This is a genomic window from Polynucleobacter difficilis, from assembly GCF_003065365.1.
Classification (GTDB): Bacteria; Pseudomonadota; Gammaproteobacteria; order Burkholderiales; family Burkholderiaceae; genus Polynucleobacter; species Polynucleobacter difficilis.
Map to the genome: position 1 here is coordinate 18,446 of NZ_CP023276.1, position 20,235 is coordinate 38,680.

Sequence of the window (20,235 nt, forward strand, 5' to 3'; positions counted from 1 at the left end):
ATCGGCACATGCTTCTAAACGATCGGTTTATTAAAGCCTGTCTTGGACAGTCGGTTGATCGCACGCCGCTGTGGCTAATGCGTCAAGCAGGACGCTATCTCCCTGAATACAATGCGACACGGGCAAAGGCCGGTAGTTTTTTAAGCCTTGCTAAAACCCCGGCATACGCAACGGAAGTCACCCTTCAGCCTTTGGATCGCTATCCACTGGATGCGGCCATTTTGTTTTCGGACATTTTGACGATCCCGGATGCGATGGGGCTTGGATTGCAATTTACGGCAGGCGAAGGCCCCAGCTTCCAGCACCCACTGCGCACCGAGGCGGACGTAAAAAAATTACGCGTTGCGGACATGGGTGAGTTGACCTACGTGTTTGATGCCGTATCTGAAATTCGTAAAGCATTAATTCAAGATAGTAAGCAACGTGTGCCCTTGATTGGCTTTTCAGGAAGCCCTTGGACCTTGGCGTGCTACATGATTGATGGCTCAAGCGCCGATGAATTTCGTCACGCTAAAACCATGATGTTTGATCGCCCCGATTTATTGGAGCGCATTCTCGAGGTTAATATTCAGTCGGTCGCTGCTTATCTCACAGAGCAAGTGAAGGCAGGAGCGCAAGCCCTAATGATCTTTGATACGTGGGGCGGCATGCTGCCAGACGGTTGGTACCAGCAGGTATCGTTGGCTGCGATGCAAAAAGTAATTGCCCTGTTGCCCAGAGAACACGAAGGTCAACGCATCCCGGTCATCATTTTCACCAAAGGCGGCGGTCTGTGGATTGAAGACATGGCCCAGGTTGGCGCAGATGCGATTGGGCTCGATTGGACTATTTCCTTAAGCCGTGCTCGTAAAGCCCTCTTGGCAGCCGGCAAGCCACTGGCGATTCAAGGAAACCTAGACCCATTAATTCTGTTTTCTAGCCCAGAGAAGATTGCCCAAGAAGCAGGTAAGTTGCTGACTGATTTGGCTGGTGCGCCAGCATTAAAGCCCGGACTGCATCCCTTAGATGGCCACGTTTTTAATCTGGGCCATGGCATTTCCCAATTTACCCCTCCCGAAAGCGTCACTGCCCTAGCCCAAGCGGTTATTGAGCATTCGCAAAAACTTCGCCGATAATCCCAATTGTTGACGTAAAGAAGCGTTTACTTACCTGCCCGCCTCAGGTTATGCACAGCTAGCAGTGCAAAAATTAATTCAGTGGGATTGCAGTTAATTTTCAATTAATTTATCGAAATTAAGACATAAGTAATTGATTTAATTGAATTTATAGTAGTTTAGTTAAAAAGAGCATTCTTGGTGCATTTCAAGGTGAAAATAGCAAAAAGCACCACAGACAAATGATATCCACAGACTTATCCACAGATCAGCAGCAGAGCGATACCAATAAAGTATCGCGGCATTGCTACGTGCAGGTGGTGCTGGATAAGCCTTTAGTTCAGGGCTTTGATTACATATGGGATGCAGATGAATTGGGCTGCATGCCCACAATAGGCCAGTTGGTTGAGGTGCCTTTTGGCAGGGCCAATACAGTCGCTATAGTAATAAAAGTAAGTAATCACTCAGATTATGAGCATTCTAAATTAAGGAAAGTAAGCCAACGGGCGCCCTTGCCCCCTTTGGACAGCAAGACCTTAGGCATGCTTAACTTTGCTAGCCAGTATTACTTCAGCACCTTAGGTGAAATTGCATTGCCATCCATACCGGCGTATTGGAAAAAACCCAAAAAATGGCAGGCACTTACACAGAAAGCAGATGATAACGAATTAAAGCCCGCAAAAAAGACCAGCAATAAAAAGGCGGCTGTAGAACAAAAGGCCGAAGTGCCCGAGCCCCCTTCCGGAATACAGAAAGACCAATTAAACGCAGAACAAACCAAAGCGCTTCACCACCTCATGGGCGATGCTAATGCCGAGCAGAAATATCGCGCCATCCTCTTGCAAGGTAAAACCGGCTCCGGAAAGACGGCCGTTTACCTGAACTGGATTAAGGCAGCGCTGCGAAGCGACGACGATCAAGCATTGATTTTGGTTCCAGAAATTAACCTCACGCCACAACTAGAAAAACGCATTGCAGAATTTTTCCCCGATAAGCGCATTGCAGTGATGCACAGTGGACTCACTGAAAAACGCCGTGGCATCGCATGGCAAGAAGCCGCCCTGGGCAAGGCGCAAATTATTTTAGGTACGCGATTGGCTGCACTTGCAGCAATACCAAATTTGAAGGCAATCGTGGTAGATGAAGAACATGATGCATCGTATAAACAGCAAGAGGGAACGCGCTATTCGGCCAGAGATCTCTGTGTGTGGCGAGCCCATCAATTAGCAATACCGGTAGTGTTGGCGTCGGCTACGCCATCATTGGAAACATGGCTTGCTGCTGAAGACGGACGCTATGAACGCATTCGGCTTGATACGCGCGCAGTGAGTTCAGTGATGCCAAAGGTAAAACTCGTGCGCTTGAATAAAACAGGCACAGCCAGTTCGCCGGGGAATCCACACCTCATATCATCCGAGGTACGCAATGCTGTTACACGGAACCTGCTGCAAAAAAAGCAAAGCCTGGTATTAATCAATCGACGCGGTTATGCGCCCATACTCAGTTGCTCTGCATGCAGTTGGTTATCGGGCTGCAGCAAATGCTCCTCCTATATGGTGATGCATAAGTCCAGTATCCTCGGTAAAAAAGCAGTATTGAACTGTCACCATTGCGGACTCATCAAAGAGGTGCCACCCTTTTGCCCAGAATGCGGCAACGCAGAGCTCGGCACCATTGGGCAAGGCACCCAACAGATGGAAGATTACATACAAGCCCAGTGGCCAAATGCAAAAGTCCTTCGAATCGATGCAGACTCCAGTAAGAAAAGTGCGAATGCCGAAGGCCTCTTTGAACAAATACATGACGGTACTGCCGACATCATTGTGGGCACCCAGATGATTGCCAAAGGCCATGATTATCAAAACATTGGTCTTGTTGCTGTGATCGATGCAGACAGTCGACTTTTCTCGCAGGACTATAGAGCGGCTGAGCGGTTGTTTGCACAGCTCGTGCAGGTTGCTGGGCGCGCTGGGCGTGCCAGCAAAGAGCAGGATGACGCAGGTGAGATCTGCATCGAAACGCGCTATCCCGATCTGCCCGTATTTCGTCACGTATTAGGGCATGACGTCGATGGATTTTTAGGGCACATTGCGGCTGAACGTAAAGATGCCCTATTGCCGCCCTATAGTTTTCAAGCGCTAATACACGCTGAAGCAAAAAACATCAGTACTGCAATTCAGTTTTTAGCGGACATTAAAAAAACCGTTCGTAGGGAGATAGATTTTCCAGATGGAGTTCGGATGTATGACCCGGTTCCAAAATCCATTGTGCGTGTCAGCAGCATGGAAAGAGCCCAGCTTGTAATTGAAAGCGATAGCCGAAAAAATCTACAGCAGGCATTAACGCAGCTCGATCAGGTATTGCGCAGATCATCGCAAGGACGCATCAGCATTGGTAGCCGAGTGCGCTGGTTAATTGAGCGCGACCCGCTCTTAATTTAATGTGGATTCGTATTGCGCGAGGGAATGAAGGCGCGCAAGCTCTTGCGTTTGAGATTCAACGCTGACAGTTTGGATTTTAAATAACCAAGTTCCGTACGGGTCCTGATTAATTGTTTCGGGTGCGTCAATGGCCGCTGAATTAACTGCAACCACGGTTCCGGATACCGGAGCATGAATGTCACTCGCCGCCTTCACCGATTCAATAACGGCGCATGCGTTACCTTGCTCAACCACCGCTCCAACAGCGGGAGTCTCCAGAAAAACAACATCACCTAAAGCGATTTGAGCATGATCACTAATGCCAACCCAGACGAGGCCGTCGGATTGAAGATCTGCCCACTCATGGGTGTCGGCAAAAAGGTAATTGGGCTTTGCGTTCGTCATGTCTGTGCTTGCCTGAGTTACAAAAGTACGGGCTGTGTTGTTTGGGGTTGAATCGAGAGGCCGTTGGATTACGCCATAGCGCAATGCCAAACGAAGATAGGGGACTAAAGCTTAGGTTTTAGCCGAGCCTGTACGGTGGGTGCGGTTATACAAACAGCTTGCGCAAATCCAGCGTTGCTTGCGGTTACTTGTTGGGATCCAGGTCCCGCCTTCAAGGCGCTTTTCTCGACTGCAAGAAGAGCAAAACTTTAAGCTCTGGGATGTATCTTGCGTTGATTCAGGTGCGGTGGTAGTCATGGGTAAGCTGGCCAACTAATCTACTAAAGCTCTATTTTACCCTGTTTGCCCTACGGGAGCAGGGGTTAGCATCACGCGCACTGAATCCGCTGTTTTATTGCCATCAAAGTCCAGCCAAGCCTTATTCTCAAAGTCATAGAGCTTGCATTTGCGGGCTGTATCGAAATACCACTTCCACGAGAATTTTTGAATGAAAATACGCTCTGGCAGCAGTGTTTCAAGGGTATTTTGGGCTTCTTGGAGGCGATATAGGGGCACGCTCATATCAACGTGGTGGGCGGTATGCTCCATGATGTGGTGCATTAAGGCGCCCCAGTAAAAGCCAAACGTCAGGTGTACTGTGGTCGACACAAAGGGTTGCGCGCGTAGCCATTCCGACTTTTTGTCATACCAAGAGACGGAGGGGTGGGTATGGTGTACGTAGACAACAAAACCGATCATGCCATTCCAAAACAAGAATGGCAGCACAAATCCAGTTAAAAGGCCAATCCAAACCGACTGACCAGTAGCTAAGGCTCCGGCGATCAGGCAAGCAATCCACACAATCGCAAAGCCGGTGACCAGGAGATTGTCTTTAAGGAAGATAGGGCGATCGCCCGGCTTATTCTGAGCATTGGGGAAGTATTCACGTCTCCACCAAATTTCGATTAAATAATAGAAGACCGGCCCCCAGCCACTGCGGTAAAGGCGCTCAAGGCTTTTGCGCCATGCTGGCAGGGCATCAAACTCGGCTTTGGAGAGCGGTGCCCACACAAAATCAAAGCCTTTTAAATCGGTTTGTCCATGGTGAACGACGTTATGGCCAACGTCCCACAAGCTGTATGGCGTAAGGGAGGGCAAAAAGGCAATGCGGCCCAATACTTTATTGAGCTCGCGGTTTGGTGTAAAGCTTTGGTGGCAGGCATCGTGCCCCAAGATGAAGATGCGGCCGGTAACAAAGCCGGCGATTACACCAAATACGATCTTGAGAATGATGCTTTCAACAAATATAGTAGCTGCAATCGCTCCAAGCCAGAGGGCTGCGTCGATCAACAAGAGCAACAATGCCCTGCCGGTTTGGCCTTCTGCCATCGGAATCAGCCAGCTCCGAATGATTTTGCGGTGTGGCAAGGGCTCCGTTGGCGCTAATGGCGCAACAATCGACGGATCAGTGAGCGTTGAGTTTAGGTGTGTAGACACAGTAGTTAGCAGTAATTAGCAGTAGTTAGACCTATGAATCATAGAGGTTTTCACATTATTCTGCATGGGCTGAACCAAATCCCTAGTTCAGCTGGTGCGCCCGGCAGGAATCGAACCTGCGACCCTTGGCTTCGGAGGCCAATACTCTATCCACTGAGCTACGGGCGCCAAGAATGTGGAAACTAGCCCCTATTGTAAGTGGCTGCATCAAAAACCACTCGCTATAATCGCAATAGTCTATTTTTTAACCCCAAACCAATAAGTTCACTCCAACATGAGCAACGACCACGGCAGTCTGATTAAGTCACCCAAACAACTCATCATCATGGTGTTTGTCAGCTTTTTTGTACCGTTAATAGTGATTTTGTTATTAATGGTTTATGTTGATAACGGCAAACGCACCGGCGGCGATGCCGAAGAGGCCTCTAAGTCAGCCAGCCAGCTCATTAAGCCGGTGGCTCAACTCGATTTTCGCGATGCAAACGCCCCCCGGGAAATGAAGACCGGCGCAGCAGTTTATAAAGCGGCGTGTGCCTCATGCCACGCCAATGGCGCTGCTGGCGCCCCCCGTTTTAACAATGCGGGAGATTGGTCCGGCAGGCTCGGCAAAGGCTACGATGCGCTTTTAACCTCGGTGATTAAAGGCAAGGGCGCAATGCCAGCCCGCGGCGGCGCAAACCCTGCTGACATTAGCGACTATGAGCTCGGCCTATCTGTGGTTTATTTGACTGCCTCTGCAGGCGGTAAATTTCCAGAGCCCAAAGCGCCGGCAGCAGCGCCAGCTGAGGCTGCCGCAAAGTAAGCAGCCACAAATGAACAGGCCGGCGTCATCGCCGGCTTTTTTATTTGCCCTCCAGCGCCAGCTGATACGCCTCTTTTTTCGATATACCCGTAATCGTGGAAATGACGTTCGCCAGTTCTTTGCTGCCCAAGAAGGGTTTGAGGGCCGCCACCCAGCGCAATATTTCTGCATGATTGGCTGGTGTATTGGTATTTTGCTCAGAAGCTGAAACAACCACAATAAATTCGCCTTTGAGGCTCTCGGCCTCACTCAGCCAGTTGGAAAGCTGACTGGGCCTTAAGTGGACAACCTGTTCAAATTTTTTAGTTAGCTCCCGCCCCACCATCACCATTCGGCTGTCGTCAAGGCAGGTCGCCAACTTCAGTAGGGTATTGGCAATTTGATGCGGGGATTCAAAAAAAACCGTTGCCTTACTGCAATGGGCAATCTGCCTTAGCCACTCTTCCTGATCGCGCAATTTGTGAGGCCAAAAGCCAAGAAACTGAAACTGCCCGTCCGACGGGAGGAGTACCGAACCCCCTACCGATACGGCGCTAGCAACGGCACTTGCGCCCGGTATGGGCACAACCCGAAAACCAGCTAGGCCAGCAGCAGCAGCCAGACGGGCTCCTGGGTCGGATATGCCTGGCGTGCCCGCATCTGAAATGTAGGCCCAGCGCTCGCCTTGTTGCAGGCTCCCAATCAGCGTATCCGATGCAGAGGCTTCATTATGGGCATGCAGCGCCAAGCGTTTCTTATGTATGCCAAAGTGATTCAGTAGGGGCGCGCTATGGCGCGTATCCTCGCACGCAATTCCATCCACTGCATTCAGAATATGCAGTGCGCGCAAGGTGATATCGCCTAAGTTGCCAATGGGGGTTGCGACCATATACAAAGTAGATGCTGGGAAGTCTTGCTGATTTAGAAAATCAGTCGACCACGTATTGGGCATGCTAGTAGTAACCATGGACTGATTATGCAGAAAAAAGCCAATAGGCACGAGTAATTCATGGCGCGTGCTGTGCGGCCATAAAGCGCATTAGGGCCTTTGTTTGGCGCATAATATTGCCATGGATACAAAAATACTGAATCGACTAAGCGAGCGTGCATCCGCACATTTTGTTGAGAGCATCGCAGTAAAGCAAGAGGCTCTAAAGTTGCTACCAGAACATGTTGCTAAAGGCGTTGTAGCCATGGCAAATTGCTTACAGTCGGGCGGAAAAATATTGGCTTGTGGCAACGGTGGATCTGCGGCCGACGCGCAGCATTTTGCCGCTGAATTACTTGGTCGATTTGAGCGCGAGCGTCGCGAGTTAGCAGCAATAGCGCTTACCACCGACAGTTCTATCCTAACGGCAATCGCTAACGACTATCACTACGACGAGATCTTTAGCAAGCAAGTTCGCGGCCTTGGAAAAAAAGGCGATATCTTGTTGGCGATCTCGACATCAGGAAATTCAAAAAATGTGGTCGCAGCGATTGAAGCCGCAAAAAAAATTGGCATGCACGTCATTGCGCTTACCGGCAATGGCGGCGGAAAAATAGCGGGACTTTTAGGAGAGCACGACATTCATTTGTGCGCTCCCTCTACTCGCACTGCACGCATTCAAGAAACGCATTTAGTATTACTGCACAGCCTGTGCGATGGCGTTGATCATCTACTCTTAGATTAAATAGGAAATCACATGACGCAATGGATGAAGTGGTCTCTTGGGTTCATAGCAACAGCGCTCCTGAGCGGGTGTGGAATTTTGGCGGTGGGCGCGGTGACCGGAACTACCACCATTCTTGCCGATCGCAGGTCGCCTGGCGTGCAAGCAATTGATGTCGGTATTCAGCTAGAGGCAGGCAATCAGCTCATCAAGCGCTATGGTGATAACGCACACATTACAGTCACATCGTTTAATCAAAAAGTCTTGTTGACAGGCGAAGCAAAAGACGCCGACATCAAGGGCGCAGCAGGCGCCTATGTGCAGAGTTTAAAAAACGTCCGTACTGTATTTAATGAAATTGTGATTGGGCCAAATAGTTCATTTACTGCGCGCGCGAACGATACGTATCTTGCCTCCCGCATCAAAACACAAATGATCTTTACGAACGAATTGCCATCCAACTCGATGAATATTGTGGTCGAGGCAAGCAATGTTTATTTGATGGGAATCTTGACAAAAGCAGAAGCAGAGCGCGCAAAAAAAGTGGCAAGCAATACGAGTGGTGTCAAACAAGTGTTCGTATTTTTTGACATCATTTCCGATGCGGAAAGACTGCGTCTTGAGCAAGAAGGTAAAGCAGATAGATCACAGCCCAACACAAACGTAAACAATTAACCTCAACTTGTTTTATGTCATCAATGCCCATGCATGCATGGGCATTTTTTATGGTTGGCTTTGCATGCCATAAAACCAACGCCACATTTGTTTGGATTGTTTTAGGTTTGCCTTGAGGGCGTAGTCAAGGTCCGCCATGTGCTCTTGCGATGCTTCATGCAAAATACTTTGCGCATTTACTGGCGGCAAAATTAAATATGCATCCGCATCGCCGTAAGCGAATTCCACTCGCATACCAAGCTTCTGCGCTAAGTGCATCATCGCTTTGTTTTTCGCTAAGCAATGCACAAATAAAGTATCGATGTGCGTATTGCGTGCATGGACAGCAGCGCGCGCTAAGAGTGCTGCGCCTAGACCGCGATGGCGGCTGTCGTGCAAGACAGAAACTCCAAACTCCGCAAAGCGCGGGCCGTCCTTAGCTGGTGGTACATACGCAAGATGCGCAATGCCGACAAGGTCCAGTGCGTCATTAAAAACACCAAACAACGCATCGCGGCTGAAATCCAGGTTTGCTACGTAACGCTCGATGACCGTATCCGAGGTGGGCGAGCCGAAGCGCAAGTGGCGGTCGTCAGCCTCTAAGGCCAAAAAATGCCTTAATACGGCGGCACCATGGCTGTCGTCAAGCTCGCGGACCGGCGCTGCTGGAGTGGGCGCTAGCCTTGTAGTGCGGGCGGCGGCGGATGGTGTGGGTGTCATTCAGACCACTCTAGCAGAACGGCTGGAATAAATCAGGGTTTTCCCTAGTTTATTTGCTCAGAACAAAAAGACGGAAGATTTTTAAAAACTCAGCAAAAAAAGTCTATTTCTTAACTTATTGATTTGTATGCATATTTCGCTAAACCTGCAAAAAAACATGCAAATAATAGGAAAAAGACTACGAAAGGTGTTGACAGACCTCTACAGTCATGGCATAGTCTCACCTCTCTGCCGAAACATTTTTATTTAAAGCGTTTTGGCCCTCTTTAAAAAATAGTCAATCGATAATTGTGGGTACTGAGTGAAAGCATCCAGTCCTTCGGGACAGATGTAAATAAACAGTACTCAATGTCAGTAAAAAGATTTGGTTTTATAACCAAGTCAATTTCTAATATGAGTGCGACGGACCGCAAGGTTCACAGTGATTAAACTGAAGAGTTTGATCCTGGCTCAGATTGAACGCTGGCGGCATGCCTTACACATGCAAGTCGAACGGCAGCACGGGTGCTTGCACCTGGTGGCGAGTGGCGAACGGGTGAGTAATATATCGGAACGTACCTTATCGTGGGGGATAACGCAGCGAAAGCTGCGCTAATACCGCATACGCCCTGAGGGGGAAAGCGGGGGACCGTAAGGCCTCGCGCGATTAGAGCGGCCGATATCTGATTAGCTTGTTGGTGGGGTAAAAGCCCACCAAGGCGACGATCAGTAGCTGGTCTGAGAGGACGATCAGCCACACTGGGACTGAGACACGGCCCAGACTCCTACGGGAGGCAGCAGTGGGGAATTTTGGACAATGGGGGCAACCCTGATCCAGCAATGCCGCGTGAGTGAAGAAGGCCTTCGGGTTGTAAAGCTCTTTTGTCAGGGAAGAAACAGCAGCTCTAACACAGTCTGCGAATGACGGTACCTGAAGAATAAGCACCGGCTAACTACGTGCCAGCAGCCGCGGTAATACGTAGGGTGCAAGCGTTAATCGGAATTACTGGGCGTAAAGCGTGCGCAGGCGGTTATACAAGACAGGCGTGAAATCCCCGGGCTTAACCTGGGAATGGCGTCTGTGACTGTATGACTAGAGTGTGTCAGAGGGGGGTAGAATTCCACGTGTAGCAGTGAAATGCGTAGATATGTGGAGGAATACCAATGGCGAAGGCAGCCCCCTGGGATAACACTGACGCTCATGCACGAAAGCGTGGGGAGCAAACAGGATTAGATACCCTGGTAGTCCACGCCCTAAACGATGCCGACTAGTTGTTGGGAATTTACATTCTCAGTAACGTAGCTAACGCGTGAAGTCGGCCGCCTGGGGAGTACGGTCGCAAGATTAAAACTCAAAGGAATTGACGGGGACCCGCACAAGCGGTGGATGATGTGGATTAATTCGATGCAACGCGAAAAACCTTACCTACCCTTGACATGTCACTAACGAAGTAGAGATACATTAGGTGCCCGTAAGGGAAAGTGAACACAGGTGCTGCATGGCTGTCGTCAGCTCGTGTCGTGAGATGTTGGGTTAAGTCCCGCAACGAGCGCAACCCTTGTCTTTAGTTGCTACGCAAGAGCACTCTAAAGAGACTGCCGGTGACAAACCGGAGGAAGGTGGGGATGACGTCAAGTCCTCATGGCCCTTATGGGTAGGGCTTCACACGTCATACAATGGTGCATACAGAGGGTTGCCAACCCGCGAGGGGGAGCTAATCTCAGAAAATGCATCGTAGTCCGGATCGTAGTCTGCAACTCGACTACGTGAAGCTGGAATCGCTAGTAATCGCGGATCAGAATGTCGCGGTGAATACGTTCCCGGGTCTTGTACACACCGCCCGTCACACCATGGGAGTGGGTTTTGCCAGAAGCCGTTAGCCTAACCGCAAGGAGGGCGACTGCCACGGCAGGGTTCATGACTGGGGTGAAGTCGTAACAAGGTAGCCGTATCGGAAGGTGCGGCTGGATCACCTCCTTTCTAGAAAAAAGATGCCGTAGCTTTAGTGCCCACACTTATCGATTGACAACAAAAGCCACGGGTCTGTAGCTCAGCTGGTTAGAGCACCGTCTTGATAAGGCGGGGGTCGTAGGTTCAAGTCCTACCAGACCCACCACCATAAGCAATACAGACTTAGTGGGTCGATGGGGGATTAGCTCAGCTGGGAGAGCACCTGCTTTGCAAGCAGGGGGTCGTCGGTTCGATCCCGTCATCCTCCACCATCATCTAAATGTCAAAACTAAGCGAATGCAGCACGTTTAGTTTTGCCATTTATGGCTGTTCTTTAAAAATTTGAGTAAGCAATGCGTTTGATGCATCTTTTGAGAGTGCGTCAAACATAAGTAGTATGGGTAAAGATTGAATCATCAGTAATACAAGCAATAAGTTTTATTTGTTTGGATTACGGCGCAAACATGTCAGAAGTAGAAGTAAAACCTATAGCGTTTACTAGCAATGGTGCTCGTTATAGGATCAAGTGAATAAGTGCATGTGGTGGATGCCTTGGCGATTACAGGCGATGAAAGACGTTATAGCCTGCGATAAGCCCCGGGGAGCTGGCAAATAAGCTTTGATCCGGGGATTTCTGAATGGGGAAACCCGCCGCTTTTGCGGCACCCACATCTGAATACATAGGGTGTGTGGAGCGAACCTCGTGAACTGAAACATCTAAGTAGCGAGAGGAAAAGACATCAACCGAGATTCCCAGAGTAGTGGCGAGCGAAATGGGAAGAGCCTTCTAGTGATAGCTCAGTAATTAACAGAACGGAATGGAAAGTCCGACAATAAAGGGTGATAGTCCCGTATGTGAAAATTATTGGGTGGTACTAGGCTAGAGACAAGTAGGGCGGGACACGTGAAATCCTGTCTGAATATGGGGGGACCATCCTCCAAGGCTAAATACTCGTAATCGACCGATAGTGAACAAGTACCGTGAGGGAAAGGCGAAAAGAACCCCGGGAGGGGAGTGAAATAGATCCTGAAACCGCATGCATACAAACAGTAGGAGCCTCGTAAGGGGTGACTGCGTACCTTTTGTATAATGGGTCAGCGACTTACATTCAGTAGCAAGCTTAACCGGATAGGGAAGGCGTAGCGAAAGCGAGTCCGAATAGGGCGTTAGTTGCTGGGTGTAGACCCGAAACCAGTTGATCTATCCATGGCCAGGTTGAAGGTGCGGTAACACGTACTGGAGGACCGAACCCACTAACGTTGAAAAGTTAGGGGATGAGCTGTGGATAGGGGTGAAAGGCTAAACAAAACTGGAAATAGCTGGTTCTCTCCGAAAACTATTTAGGTAGTGCCTCGTGTATCACCGTAGGGGGTAGAGCACTGTCATGGTTGTGGGGTCCATTGCGGATTACCGCGCCATAGCAAACTCCGAATACCTATGAGTGCAAGCACGGGAGACAGACATCGGGTGCTAACGTCCGGTGTCAAGAGGGAAACAACCCAGACCGCCAGCTAAGGTCCCTAATATATGCTAAGTGGGAAACGAAGTGGGAAGGCTAAAACAGTCAGGAGGTTGGCTTAGAAGCAGCCATCCTTTAAAGAAAGCGTAATAGCTCACTGATCGAGTCGTCCTGCGCGGAAGATGTAACGGGGCTAAGCATATAACCGAAGCTGCGGATCACAGCAATGTGATGGTAGGAGAGCGTTCTGTAAGCCTGTGAAGGTGCGTTGTAAAGCGTGCTGGAGGTATCAGAAGTGCGAATGCTGACATGAGTAGCGATAAAGGGGGTGAAAAGCCCCCTCGCCGTAAGCCCAAGGTTTCCTACGCAACGTTCATCGGCGTAGGGTGAGTCGGCCCCTAAGGCGAGGCAGAGATGCGTAGCTGATGGGAACAAGGTTAATATTCCTTGACCATTGTTAAATGCGATGGGGGGACGGATCGCGGAGAGTTGTCCGGGTGTTGGATGTCCCGGTTCCTGCATTGGAGATGGCTATTAGGTAAATCCGGTAGCGTAATTCAAGGGTGTGGGACGAGTGAGCTTGCTCACGAAGCAATTGGAAGTGGTTCCAAGAAAAGCCTCTAAGCTTCAGTTTAACAAGACCGTACCGCAAACCGACACAGGTGGGCGAGATGAGTATTCTAAGGCGCTTGAGAGAACTCAGGAGAAGGAACTCGGCAAATTTGCACCGTAACTTCGGGATAAGGTGCGCCCTTGTAGTTTGACTGTGAACAACAGGAGGACGAAGGGGTTGCAATAAAAAGGTGGCTGCGACTGTTTAATAAAAACACAGCACTCTGCAAACACGAAAGTGGACGTATAGGGTGTGACGCCTGCCCGGTGCTGGAAGATTAAATGATGGGGTGCAAGCTCTTGATTGAAGTCCCAGTAAACGGCGGCCGTAACTATAACGGTCCTAAGGTAGCGAAATTCCTTGTCGGGTAAGTTCCGACCTGCACGAATGGCGTAACGATGGCCACACTGTCTCCTCCTGAGACTCAGCGAAGTTGAAATGTTTGTGATGATGCAATCTACCCGCGGCTAGACGGAAAGACCCCATGAACCTTTACTGTAGCTTTGCATTGGACTTTGAACCGGTCTGTGTAGGATAGGTGGGAGGCGTTGAAATCAGGATGCTAGTTCTGATGGAGCCAACCTTGAAATACCACCCTGGTTTGTTTGAGGTTCTAACCTTGGCCCGTTATCCGGGTCGGGAACAGTGCATGGTAGGCAGTTTGACTGGGGCGGTCTCCTCCCAAAGTGTAACGGAGGAGTACGAAGGTACGCTTGGTACGGTCGGACATCGTACCTAAAGTGCAATGGCAAAAGCGTGCTTAACTGCGAGACCGACAAGTCGAGCAGGTGCGAAAGCAGGTCATAGTGATCCGGTGGTTCTGTATGGAAGGGCCATCGCTCAACGGATAAAAGGTACTCTGGGGATAACAGGCTGATACCGCCCAAGAGTTCATATCGACGGCGGTGTTTGGCACCTCGATGTCGGCTCATCTCATCCTGGGGCTGTAGCCGGTCCCAAGGGTATGGCTGTTCGCCATTTAAAGAGGTACGTGAGCTGGGTTTAAAACGTCGTGAGACAGTTTGGTCCCTATCTGCCGTGGGCGTTGGAGATTTGACGGGGGCTGCTCCTAGTACGAGAGGACCGGAGTGGACATTCCGCTGGTGTACCTGTTGTTTCGCCAGAAGCATCGCAGGGTAGCTATGAATGGAAGAGATAACCGCTGAAAGCATCTAAGCGGGAAACTTGCCTGAAGATGAGATCTCCCGTAGGTTTAACCTACATAAAGGGTCGTTGAAGACCACAACGTTGATAGGTCAGGTGTGGAAGCGCAGTAATGCGTTAAGCTAACTGATACTAATTGCCCGTTAGGCTTGATCCTATAACCAGCACTATTGTGTTGGCTGTTTGCGAGATTCAATCGCTTATCCAATAAATTGCTTACTCAAATGGGGTTGTAGATGTATTACAGCCCACCCTCTACGCCCGGTGACCATAGCGAGTTGGAACCACCCCTTCCCATCCCGAACAGGACCGTGAAACGACTCAACGCCGATGATAGTGCGGATTACCCGTGTGAAAGTAGGTAATTGCCGGGCACCAATGCGACGCCCAGACCCTTTTAGGTCTGGGCGTTTTTACTTGTGCAACGCCTTTTTAGGATTGACAGCAGTGCTAGAAGAGGCGAAAATTTAAGGTTCCCGGAGAGATGCCCGAGCGGCTAAAGGGGGCAGACTGTAAATCTGTTGGCTTACGCCTACGTTGGTTCGAATCCAACTCTCTCCACCAGTTGTTTTGTAAGAAAGTATTAAGTGTTTTAAGCGGGTTAGTTGGGGATGTTGCAGATTATTGAAATTGATACGCTGCGGGTGTAGCTCAATGGTAGAGCTGAAGCCTTCCAAGCTTATGACGAGGGTTCGATTCCCTTCACCCGCTCCAGCATTGCGGAGCATTTTGGAAATTCGCCCATGTGGCTCAGTGGTAGAGCACTCCCTTGGTAAGGGAGAGGTCGGCAGTTCGATCCTGCCCATGGGCACCACAATTGAAGTTGAGTTAACGCGCAGTTCATTTGCAATTGATTTAATTAAAGAGTTATTTAAAGGCAGACAAAAAAATGGCAAAAGAAAAGTTTGAGCGGACAAAACCGCACGTAAACGTTGGTACGATTGGTCACGTTGACCATGGTAAGACCACCCTCACTGCAGCAATTGCAACCGTGCTGTCAAAAGCATTTGGTGGCGAAGCAAAAGCATACGATCAGATCGATGCTGCTCCAGAAGAAAAAGCACGTGGTATTACGATTAATACCGCGCACGTTGAGTATGAAACAGCGAACCGCCACTATGCGCACGTCGATTGCCCAGGCCACGCTGACTATGTGAAGAACATGATTACCGGCGCAGCCCAGATGGACGGCGCTATTTTGGTTTGCTCTGCAGCCGACGGCCCAATGCCACAAACCCGTGAGCACATCCTCTTGGCTCGCCAAGTTGGCGTGCCTTACATCATCGTCTTTCTAAACAAGTGCGACATGGTGGACGACGAAGAACTCCTCGAGCTCGTCGAGATGGAAGTGCGTGAGCTTCTCTCCAAGTACAAGTTCCCTGGCGATGACACACCAATCGTGCGTGGTTCTGCTAAGTTAGCCTTGGATGGCGACGAAGGTCCTTTGGGCAAAGAAGCCATCATGAAATTGGCTGAAGCCTTAGATACCTTTATCCCCACACCAGAGCGCGCAGTTGACGGCGCTTTCTTGATGCCAGTAGAAGATGTGTTCTCGATCTCTGGCCGCGGTACGGTAGTAACTGGCCGTATTGAGCGCGGTATCGTTAAGGTCGGTGAAGAGATTGAAATCATCGGTATCAAGCCAACACTCAAGACAACCTGTACTGGTGTTGAGATGTTCCGTAAATTGCTCGACCAAGGTCAAGCGGGCGATAACGTTGGTATCTTATTGCGCGGTACTAAGCGTGAAGAAGTCGAGCGCGGTCAAGTATTGGCTAAGCCAGGCTCAATCACCCCACACACCCACTTTACTGCTGAGGTTTACATCTTAGGTAAAGACGAAGGTGGTCGTCATACTCCCTTCTTTAACAACTACCGTCCTCAGTTTTACTTCCGTACTACGGACGTAACGGGTTCGATCGAGTTGCCAAAAGACAAAGAGATGGTCATGCCGGGCGATAACGTCAGCATTACCGTCAAACTCATCGCCCCAATCGCGATGGAAGAAGGTTTGCGTTTTGCGATCCGTGAAGGTGGCCGTACTGTTGGCGCCGGCGTGGTAGCAAAGATTTTGGCTTAATTTAGTTCATTAGATAAAGGGGTGTAGCTCAATTGGCAGAGCGTTGGTCTCCAAAACCAAAGGTTGGGGGTTCGATGCCCTCCGCCCCTGCCACAGTTAAATAGAAAAGACTATGTCGCAACAATCGCTAAATCAAACTGAACAAAAGAGCGGCTGGATTACATTCCTAGCCGTGATTTTGCTTGTCGCAGCCCTGGTGTTGTATTACACCTTGGTGGACTATTCCATGGGCATTCGTTTGGCTGTGCTGTTTGGCGGTATTGCGCTGGCTATTTTAATTGTGGCCATTTCACCCGATGGGCGCCGTTTTATTGCGTACGCGGGTGATTCATGGCAAGAAGTAAAGAAAGTGGTGTGGCCAACCCGTCGTGAGTCCACACAGATGACACTCGTTGTATTTGGCTTTGTCGTGATCATGTCGCTTTTCTTGTGGCTTGCAGACAAATTAATTGAATGGCTTGTGTTTTCCGTATTCTTAGGCTGGAAGTGAGTAAAAAATGACTGATTCAGAATTAGCCACGAATCCACAGGCAACCGGCAATATGCGCTGGTATGTCATCCATGCTTACTCTGGAATGGAAAAAAGCGTTAAAAAAGGCCTGGAAGAGCGTATTGCACGCTCTGAAATGACCGATAAATTTGGCCGCATCCTTGTTCCGTCGGAAGAGGTCGTGGAGATAAAGGCAGGTCAAAAGTCGGTCTCCGAGCGCCGTTTTTTCCCCGGATATGTACTGATTGAGATGGAAATGACCGATGAATCGTGGCATTTGGTGAAAAACACGCCAAAAGTGACCGGTTTTGTTGGTGGTGTACGCAATCGCCCAAGCCCGATTTCCACTGCAGAAGTGACCAAAATCATGGATCAAATGCAGGCCGGGGTGGATAAACCCAAGCCCAAGACGCTATTTGAGGTGGGTGAAATGGTTCGTGTCAAAGAAGGTCCATTTACCGATTTCAACGGAAACGTCGAAGAAGTGAATTATGAGAAGTCAAGATTACGCGTTTCTGTTACAATTTTTGGCCGCGGCACCCCAGTTGAGCTGGAGTTCGGCCAAGTAGAAAAGATGTAAAAACAAGGACTTAGTCCGGTTTTGCAGTGCAGTAGTTTTAAGTGGTTAGCAATAACCGAGGAGCGGAGCTAGTAAGCCAAAAACTAGCAAAGCGTTTACTCAACAGCGGTCTTTCCTAATGAGGTGAGGCGCGCTTTTAGGAGCAACACATGGCAAAGAAGATTATTGGCTTTATTAAGCTGCAGATTCCTGCAGGTAAAGCAAATCCATCCCCACCCGTAGGCCCAGCCTTGGGTCAGCGCGGTCTCAATATTATGGAATTCTGCAAAGCGTTTAATGCGCAAACGCAGAGCATGGAGCCAGGTCTCCCAATTCCAGTTGTGATTACAGCGTTTGCAGACAAGAGCTTCACCTTTGTGATGAAGACGCCTCCTGCGACTGTGTTCATTAAGAAAGCGGCCAAGATTGAAAAAGGCTCACCACGTCCACATACCGACAAGGTCGGAAGCATTACACGTGCACAAGCAGAAGAAATTGCCAAGGCAAAAATGCCTGACTTAACAGCAGCTGACATGGACGCCGCTGTGCGCACCATCGCTGGAAGCGCCCGCTCCATGGGCATTACTGTGGAAGGAGTCTAATCATGAAAATTTCTAAGCGCGTAAAAGCAATTCAGTCCAAGGTTGACCGCAATAAATTCTATCCGCTCGACGAGGCGTTGAGCCTGGTGAAAGAGTGCGCAACAGCCAAATTCGATGAGTCAATCGACGTTGCTGTTCAGCTCGGCATTGATGCAAAAAAATCCGATCAAGTGGTTCGCGGCGCAGTGGTATTGCCAGCGGGCACCGGTAAGCACGTTCGCGTAGCGGTTTTTGCGCAAGGCGAAAAGGCAGAACAAGCCAAAGCAGCTGGCGCAGAAATTGTTGGCATGGAAGATTTGGCAGAGCAAATCAAAGCCGGAAAAATTGACTTTGATATTTTGATTGCCTCTCCTGACACCATGAAGATTGTAGGTACTTTAGGTCAGGTGCTGGGCCCACGTGGCTTGATGCCTAATCCAAAGGTTGGCACCGTAACCCCGGATGTTGCAACTGCTGTGAAGAATGCAAAAGCCGGTCAAGTCCAGTTCCGTGTTGATAAAGCCGGTATTGTGCACGCCACCATTGGTCGTCGTTCCTTTGAGCCAACAGCGCTCAAGAGCAACTTAATGGCATTGCTGGAGGCGCTCAATAAAGCGAAGCCACCAGCATCAAAAGGCATCTATTTAAAGAAGGTTGCCGTAAGCAGCACCATGGGTGCGGGCGTACGTGTTGATCAAGCATCACTGCAGGCAGCTCAATAAGCTGTTTGTAAAAAAGAACTTTGGGTCGACTCTTGGCTCCCATTAGCGAGAGTCGAACATCAAAGACCGTTGGTGAGTCTGTGCATTGAAAGATGAATGGATTCTTAATTGTTGCGAAAGCAGTGACCAACGCAGATGGCGACCCTGAAACCGATTTCACATAAATTGTGATTGATATATCAGACGCTGGTGTGCAACCCCAACTGGAAACAGTTGGTTTTTATGGAGTTAAACCGTGCCTTTGAATGTAGAAGACAAAAAAGCAATCGTTGCTGATGTCGGCGCTCAATTGGCGGCGGCCCAAACTGTCGTGCTTGCTGAATACCGTGGTATTCCAGTTGAGCAATTGACAAAGCTTCGTGCTAGCGCGCGTGACCAAGGTGTTTATCTTCGCGTTTTGAAGAACACATTGGCGCGCCGTGCAGCGCAAGGCACTCAGTTTGAGCCACTTGCTGATTCGATGGTTGGCCCCTTGATTTATGGTATTTCCGCAGACCCGATTGCTTCGGCAAAAGTGTTGCAGAACTTTGCCAAAACGCAAGATCAGCTAGTCATTAAAGCCGGCCTTTACAACGGCAAATTGCTCGACGTTGCAGGCGTAAAAGCCCTGGCAACAATTCCAAGCCGCGATGAGTTGTTGTCGCAGTTACTCGGTGTGATGCTGGCACCTGTTTCTGCAATGGCTCGCGTATTGGGCGCAGTAGCAGCGCAAAAAGCTGAAGGAGCACCTGCTCCCGTAGCCGCGCCTGTAGCTGAAGCAGCCGCTCCCGCAGCTGCCCCAGAAGCAAGTGCTGAGCCTGCAGCAAGCCCAGAAGCTGGAGCCGAGTCAAGTGTTCAAACCCCTGCCGCTGAATAAGCGCTGGACTAACTATTTAAGTATTAGGAGCTAAAAATGGCGATTACCAAAGAAGAAATTATTGAAGCAGTAGGTAGCATGTCTGTAATGGACCTGAACGACCTCGTTAAGGCATTTGAAGAGAAGTTTGGCGTTTCTGCTGCAGCAATGGCAGTTGCAGGGCCAGCTGGCGCCGGCGGTGGTGGCGCAGCTGCTGAAGAGCAAACCGAATTTACCGTTAACCTCCTTGAGGCTGGCGCAAACAAGGTTGCCGTTATTAAGGCGGTTCGCGAAATCACTGGTCTTGGCCTCAAAGAAGCCAAAGACTTGGTTGATGGTGCACCAAAGCCAGTTAAAGAAGGCGTTGATAAAAAGACTGCCGAAGAAGCCAAGAAGAAACTCGACGAAGCCGGCGCTAAGTCAGAGCTTAAGTAATACAAATATAGGCTGGTGCCCTGAATTTAAGGCCCCGGCTTATTTTGGTTTGATCTTTAGAGGTCAAACCCGATTTCATTTCAGTCAGAGTGATTGATATCGGGTTTGCCTTCTGATACGACTGCAGAAGACAAGTTTGGTCGGGCACTGAATCCATGCGATTT

General features: G+C 49.7%; 15 protein-coding genes, 7 tRNA genes, 3 rRNA genes and 1 pseudogene. 21 read left to right on the top strand and 5 right to left on the bottom strand.

Features of this window, described 5'->3' with window-relative positions; all coding sequences use genetic code 11:
* The first annotated feature begins 8 nt into the window (after positions 1 to 8).
* Both hemE and priA read left to right on the top strand, forming a co-directional pair.
* A complete protein-coding gene (hemE, locus tag AOC34_RS00100) occupies positions 9 to 1,115 on the top strand; it encodes a uroporphyrinogen decarboxylase (protein ID WP_108468222.1) in 1,107 nt (368 codons plus the stop codon).
* A gap of 221 nt (positions 1,116 to 1,336) precedes the next feature.
* Entirely contained in the window at positions 1,337 to 3,535 is a 2,199-nt protein-coding gene (priA, locus tag AOC34_RS00105) for a replication restart helicase PriA (protein ID WP_108468223.1), read from the top strand.
* Here the strand turns inward: priA and gcvH are convergent.
* The 3 genes from gcvH to AOC34_RS00120 all read right to left on the bottom strand — a co-directional run bounded on the left by gcvH (position 3,527) and on the right by AOC34_RS00120 (position 5,563).
* On the bottom strand, positions 3,527 to 3,919 hold the full coding sequence (gene gcvH / locus AOC34_RS00110) for a glycine cleavage system protein GcvH (protein ID WP_108469947.1): 393 nt from the start codon (positions 3,917 to 3,919) through the stop codon (positions 3,527 to 3,529). The two genes, priA and gcvH, sit on opposite strands and share 9 nt — an antisense overlap.
* A gap of 333 nt (positions 3,920 to 4,252) precedes the next feature.
* On the bottom strand, positions 4,253 to 5,287 hold the full coding sequence (locus tag AOC34_RS00115) for a fatty acid desaturase (protein ID WP_199908327.1): 1,035 nt from the start codon (positions 5,285 to 5,287) through the stop codon (positions 4,253 to 4,255).
* A gap of 200 nt (positions 5,288 to 5,487) precedes the next feature.
* Positions 5,488 to 5,563, bottom strand: a tRNA-Arg gene (locus AOC34_RS00120).
* Between the two features lie 106 nt (positions 5,564 to 5,669).
* Here AOC34_RS00120 and AOC34_RS00125 point away from each other — a divergent pair.
* A complete protein-coding gene (locus AOC34_RS00125; protein ID WP_108468224.1) occupies positions 5,670 to 6,197 on the top strand; it encodes a c-type cytochrome in 528 nt (175 codons plus the stop codon).
* 40 nt (positions 6,198 to 6,237) lie between these two features.
* Here the strand turns inward: AOC34_RS00125 and rsmI are convergent, their stop codons facing one another.
* Entirely contained in the window at positions 6,238 to 7,143 is a 906-nt protein-coding gene (rsmI, locus tag AOC34_RS00130; RefSeq protein ID WP_234408106.1) for a 16S rRNA (cytidine(1402)-2'-O)-methyltransferase, read from the bottom strand.
* A gap of 103 nt (positions 7,144 to 7,246) precedes the next feature.
* Between rsmI and AOC34_RS00135 the strand changes: the two genes are divergently transcribed.
* Positions 7,247 to 7,849 carry a phosphoheptose isomerase gene (locus tag AOC34_RS00135; protein ID WP_108468225.1) on the top strand — a complete coding sequence of 201 codons (603 nt, stop codon included), beginning with the start codon at positions 7,247 to 7,249 and terminating at the stop codon, positions 7,847 to 7,849.
* A 12-nt stretch (positions 7,850 to 7,861) separates the two neighbouring features.
* Positions 7,862 to 8,503, top strand: a complete 642-nt coding sequence (locus AOC34_RS00140; RefSeq protein WP_108468226.1) for a BON domain-containing protein — start codon at positions 7,862 to 7,864, stop codon at positions 8,501 to 8,503.
* A 48-nt stretch (positions 8,504 to 8,551) separates the two neighbouring features.
* Here the strand turns inward: AOC34_RS00140 and AOC34_RS00145 are convergent, their stop codons facing one another.
* Positions 8,552 to 9,202, bottom strand: coding sequence for a GNAT family N-acetyltransferase (locus tag AOC34_RS00145; RefSeq protein ID WP_108468227.1), 651 nt, complete (start codon positions 9,200 to 9,202; stop codon positions 8,552 to 8,554).
* Positions 9,203 to 9,629: 427 nt separating this feature from the next.
* Here AOC34_RS00145 and AOC34_RS00150 point away from each other — a divergent pair.
* The 16 genes and pseudogenes from AOC34_RS00150 (at position 9,630) to rplL (ending at position 20,071) form a co-directional block, all read left to right on the top strand.
* Positions 9,630 to 11,162 (top strand): 16S ribosomal RNA (locus AOC34_RS00150).
* Positions 11,163 to 11,221: 59 nt separating this feature from the next.
* Positions 11,222 to 11,298: transfer RNA gene (locus AOC34_RS00155), tRNA-Ile, on the top strand.
* 30 nt (positions 11,299 to 11,328) lie between these two features.
* Positions 11,329 to 11,404 (top strand) — tRNA-Ala (locus AOC34_RS00160).
* Between the two features lie 248 nt (positions 11,405 to 11,652).
* Positions 11,653 to 14,526: ribosomal RNA gene (locus AOC34_RS00165) — 23S ribosomal RNA — on the top strand.
* A gap of 103 nt (positions 14,527 to 14,629) precedes the next feature.
* A 5S ribosomal RNA gene (gene rrf / locus AOC34_RS00170) occupies positions 14,630 to 14,743 on the top strand.
* The 16S, 23S and 5S rRNA genes sit together here with 5 tRNA genes alongside, the layout of an rRNA operon.
* A gap of 104 nt (positions 14,744 to 14,847) precedes the next feature.
* A tRNA-Tyr gene (locus AOC34_RS00175) sits at positions 14,848 to 14,933 on the top strand.
* 76 nt (positions 14,934 to 15,009) lie between these two features.
* Positions 15,010 to 15,083: transfer RNA gene (locus AOC34_RS00180), tRNA-Gly, on the top strand.
* 25 nt (positions 15,084 to 15,108) lie between these two features.
* Positions 15,109 to 15,183 (top strand) — tRNA-Thr (locus AOC34_RS00185).
* Between the two features lie 75 nt (positions 15,184 to 15,258).
* Positions 15,259 to 16,449 (top strand): elongation factor Tu, encoded by a 1,191-nt coding sequence (gene tuf / locus AOC34_RS00190; RefSeq protein ID WP_108468228.1) that lies wholly within the window; start codon positions 15,259 to 15,261, stop codon positions 16,447 to 16,449.
* 17 nt (positions 16,450 to 16,466) lie between these two features.
* Positions 16,467 to 16,542, top strand: a tRNA-Trp gene (locus AOC34_RS00195).
* Positions 16,543 to 16,561: 19 nt separating this feature from the next.
* A complete protein-coding gene (secE, locus tag AOC34_RS00200; protein ID WP_108468229.1) occupies positions 16,562 to 16,939 on the top strand; it encodes a preprotein translocase subunit SecE in 378 nt (125 codons plus the stop codon).
* A 7-nt stretch (positions 16,940 to 16,946) separates the two neighbouring features.
* A complete protein-coding gene (gene nusG / locus AOC34_RS00205) occupies positions 16,947 to 17,519 on the top strand; it encodes a transcription termination/antitermination protein NusG (RefSeq protein ID WP_108468230.1) in 573 nt (190 codons plus the stop codon).
* 149 nt (positions 17,520 to 17,668) lie between these two features.
* Complete coding sequence (gene rplK / locus AOC34_RS00210; RefSeq protein ID WP_108468231.1) at positions 17,669 to 18,100, top strand: 50S ribosomal protein L11; 432 nt, start codon at positions 17,669 to 17,671, stop codon at positions 18,098 to 18,100.
* Positions 18,100 to 18,801 (top strand): 50S ribosomal protein L1, encoded by a 702-nt coding sequence (rplA, locus tag AOC34_RS00215; protein ID WP_108468232.1) that lies wholly within the window; start codon positions 18,100 to 18,102, stop codon positions 18,799 to 18,801. The genes rplK and rplA overlap by 1 nt, the downstream gene beginning before the upstream one ends.
* A gap of 235 nt (positions 18,802 to 19,036) precedes the next feature.
* A pseudogene (rplJ, locus tag AOC34_RS00220) lies at positions 19,037 to 19,555 on the top strand (50S ribosomal protein L10); the annotation flags it as partial.
* Positions 19,556 to 19,693: 138 nt separating this feature from the next.
* Positions 19,694 to 20,071 carry a 50S ribosomal protein L7/L12 gene (gene rplL / locus AOC34_RS00225; RefSeq protein WP_108468234.1) on the top strand — a complete coding sequence of 126 codons (378 nt, stop codon included), beginning with the start codon at positions 19,694 to 19,696 and terminating at the stop codon, positions 20,069 to 20,071.
* Positions 20,072 to 20,235 lie beyond the last annotated feature (164 nt).